This is a genomic window from Sulfurovum sp. bin170 (assembly GCF_010892395.1).
In the GTDB taxonomy this organism is placed as follows: Bacteria; Campylobacterota; Campylobacteria; order Campylobacterales; family Sulfurovaceae; genus UBA1140.
This window is the reverse complement of sequence record NZ_JAACKB010000042.1, coordinates 1-3595: the sequence shown is the minus strand read 5'-3', so window position 1 is coordinate 3595 and position 3595 is coordinate 1. Positions and strand designations below refer to the sequence as shown.

General features: G+C 36.7%; 2 protein-coding genes. Both read left to right on the top strand.

From position 1 onward, the window contains the following. Nucleotides 1-169: 169 nt before the first annotated feature. Nucleotides 170-1246, top strand: coding sequence for a pyridoxal phosphate-dependent aminotransferase family protein (locus tag GSY74_RS00995; protein WP_164663234.1), 1077 nt, complete (start codon nt 170-172; stop codon nt 1244-1246). Between the two features lie 299 nt (nt 1247-1545). After that, complete coding sequence (locus GSY74_RS00990) at nt 1546-3468, top strand: transglycosylase domain-containing protein (protein ID WP_255494422.1); 1923 nt, start codon at nt 1546-1548, stop codon at nt 3466-3468. Nucleotides 3469-3595: the final 127 nt, after the last annotated feature.

The window sequence follows — 3595 nt, the reverse complement described above, 5'->3', positions numbered from 1 at the left end:
TGTTTCTCTAAGTCTATCAAAATGCATGATATTGTTATTGGTCTATTGATTAATGTTTTGGATTTTGGACTTTTGTTATAATGAAAAATTATATCAACGGAATTGCTACACTATCCAAATCATAATTCTAATAGTATATAATATCAATAAATTCAAAAAAGAGTTAATCATGTACCAAAATGAACTAAATGCCCTAAAAAAAGCAAACCGATTTAGAGAGAGAAAGCTGTTTGATAGTGAATTAATAGATTTTGCATCCAATGACTACTTGGGTTTTGCCAATGACAAGAAGCAGTTCAAAAAAGCTTATCAACTGGTGAGAGAATATGACACCATTGCCCCAAAAGCGAGTATGCTTGTCAATGGCTATCATGAAATACATGAGGCGTTTGAGAAGACTCTTTCAAAGCTGAATGGATTTGAAAAAGGGTTAGTTGTTGGCTCTGGATTTTTGGCAAACATCGCTCTGATTGAGTCGCTTGTTCGCAAAAGAGATATGCTTTTTATTGATGAAGATTATCACGCTAGTGGGATGATGGCTACTGGTCTTTTGGGTGATAGGGTTGTGAAGGTCAGGCACAATGACCCATCTGACCTCGAAGAGAAGCTAAAACAGCACACTACAGGGCGAAAGATTATCGCCGTTGAGGGGGTCTACTCTATGTCTGGAAAACTATGCAAACGAGAGATATTTGAATTGGCTGATAGATATGAGGCTCTACTTATTGTAGATGAGGCTCACAGCTCTGGGGTTTTGGGAGAGAATCTTTTAGGGATATTTGAATATTACGATATTGAGCCACAAAGCAATCATATCAAAATGGGAACTTTGGGTAAGGCTTATGGCTCTTATGGTGCTTATATTTTAGCCTCATCAGAGATTATTAGTTTTTTAGAGAACCGAGGAAAACCCATTATCTATGCTACTGCTCCATCTGTTTTTGATACAGCTTTGGCACTTATAAACATCATAAAAGTATCAAACAGTAGCCAAAAATATTATAAAGCGATAAAAGAGAGACAGGCTATCATCAAAGAGGCTAGTGGTGTGGAGCTAAAATCACTTATATTTGCTCTACCTGTTCCAGAAAATGCACAAACCATTCGTCTACAAGAGGCTCTGATGACCAAAGGTTTTCTAGTAGGTGCTATCCGACAACCAACTGTTACAGAACCAATCCTACGAATTATCCCAAGATTAGGCTCTTCTAAAAAATCATTAAAGTCACTACTCAATCACTTTTAGATATAATTAGCCCATTTTTAAAAGATAACTTGCAAGAGTAGGAACCGATGGCTTTAGCCCAATGCCAATGAATTAAGAATATTGTTATTGATTTATTAGGACAAGGTAGTGGCATTGTCCCTACAATATTTCAATTTCAAAACAGTAGAGACAAGGGACTCCCTTGTCTAAATCTTTAATTCATTGGCATTGGGCTTTAGCCTCGTTATATTCGGGACTAAAGTCTCCGATTCCAAATTTGCAAAAAATCTAAAGAAGGAAACTCATATATGATTAATCAGTTGATTAAAGGCTCGATAATGTTGGTAATAATATTTGCCATTGCACTCTTTGCTGCATTTATCTACGCTTATAATGAAATCCAAGTTGATATGGACAAAATTGTTAACTATCGTCCAAAAACATCTTCTGTAATACTTGACCATGAGGGAAACAAGATTGCAAATTTGATGGATGGAAAACATAGACTCTATGCAAAATATGATGAGATACCTGGTTATCTTATTGAGGCTCTAGTTGCGATAGAAGATACACGATTTTTTGAGCATGAGGGGATTAATCCTGATGCGATTATCCGTGCAGCTATCAGAAATTTTGAAGCGGGTAAAAAGGTAGAGGGGGGAAGTACCATAACTCAACAGCTTGTCAAAAAAATCCTACTCTCTCCTAAAAGAAGTTATACACGAAAGTTAAAAGAGGCGATACTCTCTATGAAAGTAGAGAATGAGTTAACAAAAGAGGAGATATTAGAGAGATACCTCAACGAAATCTCTTTTGGTTCTGGTTATTTTGGAATCAAAACAGCAGCAAGAGGTTTCTTTCAGAAGAGTCTTGATGAGTTAACACTGAAAGAGGCTTCAATGTTGGTTGGACTACCAAATGCACCATCTCACTTTAACCCTATACGACATCTCGATAGAGCTTTAAAAAGAGCCAATACTATCTTGACTAGAATGAAAACACTTGGTTGGATTCATGAAGATGAGTATCTCTCTGCGATTAAAGAGACCCCCGAGATACACAGGAGTACACTAACTCAAAATATCGCACCATATGTCACAGACGAGGTAGTAAGAAGACTCAAAAAAGAGTTCAAAGATATAAAAATTGGTGGATACACTATCTATACTACAATAGATATGAAGCAACAGAAGATTGCAAGAAAAGCACTAAAATATGCACATAGAAAGGTTGTCAAGAGACAGAGAGAGAGCATCGAAAATACTACTCTTAATGGTGCATTACTTGCAGTTGATAATAAAACTGGTGATATAAAAGCTATGGTTGGTGGAGTTGACTACAAAAAATCTGCTTATAACCGTGCGACCATGATGACAAGACAACCTGGTTCTGCTTTTAAACCATTTCTATATCAGATTGCTCTTGATATGGGATACAATCCTGCAACAGAGCTTACAGATGTATCTAGAACTTTCCAATACTATAAAAATGGTAAAAGAGTAATCTGGAAACCTAAAAACTATGAGAGTAATTTTGTAGGTTTTATAAAACTTAGAGAAGCCCTTGTCCACTCACGAAACCTTGCAACCATAAATCTCGTAACAGAGATTGGTGTACAAAGAATATTTGAGAAGTTAAAGATGCTAAATATACCACATATTCCACAAGATATGTCTATCTCTTTGGGTAACCTCGGACTTAGCCCTGCAAAGATGGCACAGATATACTCTGCTTTTGCAAATGGTGGACATATGATAGAACCAAGACTTATATCAAAAGTTGTAGCACGAAATGGTACAATCATATATGAAGCAAAAAATCAAGTGATTGCTAACTTCACCAAACCTGAACAAGCCTATCTGATGACTGATATTCTAAAAGACATTGTTACTAGAGGAACAGGACGAAATGCACAAGTTCCTGGAATTGAACTAGTAGGTAAAACTGGAACTACTAACAAAAATGTTGATGCATGGTTTTGTGGATATTCACCATCTACAGAGGTTATTGTATGGATAGGAAGAGATAACAACAGACCCATAGGAAAAGGTGGTACAGGTGGTGGTACAGCAGCTCCTGCATTCTCATATTTCTTTAAAAAGTTATATGAACTATATCCTGACCTGCCAAGAAAATTTGAAGTACCAGATGGGGTTTATAATACAAGAAATGGAGTTAGAACAGAACTATATACAGATACATCTCCTCTGCCAACTAAAGCAGAGACGCATACAACAGAGGAGTTTCCTGACCTATTTTAAAGATAGCGAGGCTAAAGCCCAATGCCAATGAATTAGCGAGGCTGAAGCCATCGTTTCCTTATATGCAATCCGCATTTTCGGAATCGGCGTGTTTACACCCGAACTATTTGGTTCAAAAGAGAGCTTA

Coding starts and splice junctions, on each gene's coding strand:
- GSY74_RS00995 (WP_164663234.1), top strand. CDS start 170: ATGTACCAAAATGAACTAAATGCCCTAAAAAAAGCAAACCGATTTAGA.
- GSY74_RS00990 (WP_255494422.1), top strand. CDS start 1,546: ATGTTGGTAATAATATTTGCCATTGCACTCTTTGCTGCATTTATCTAC.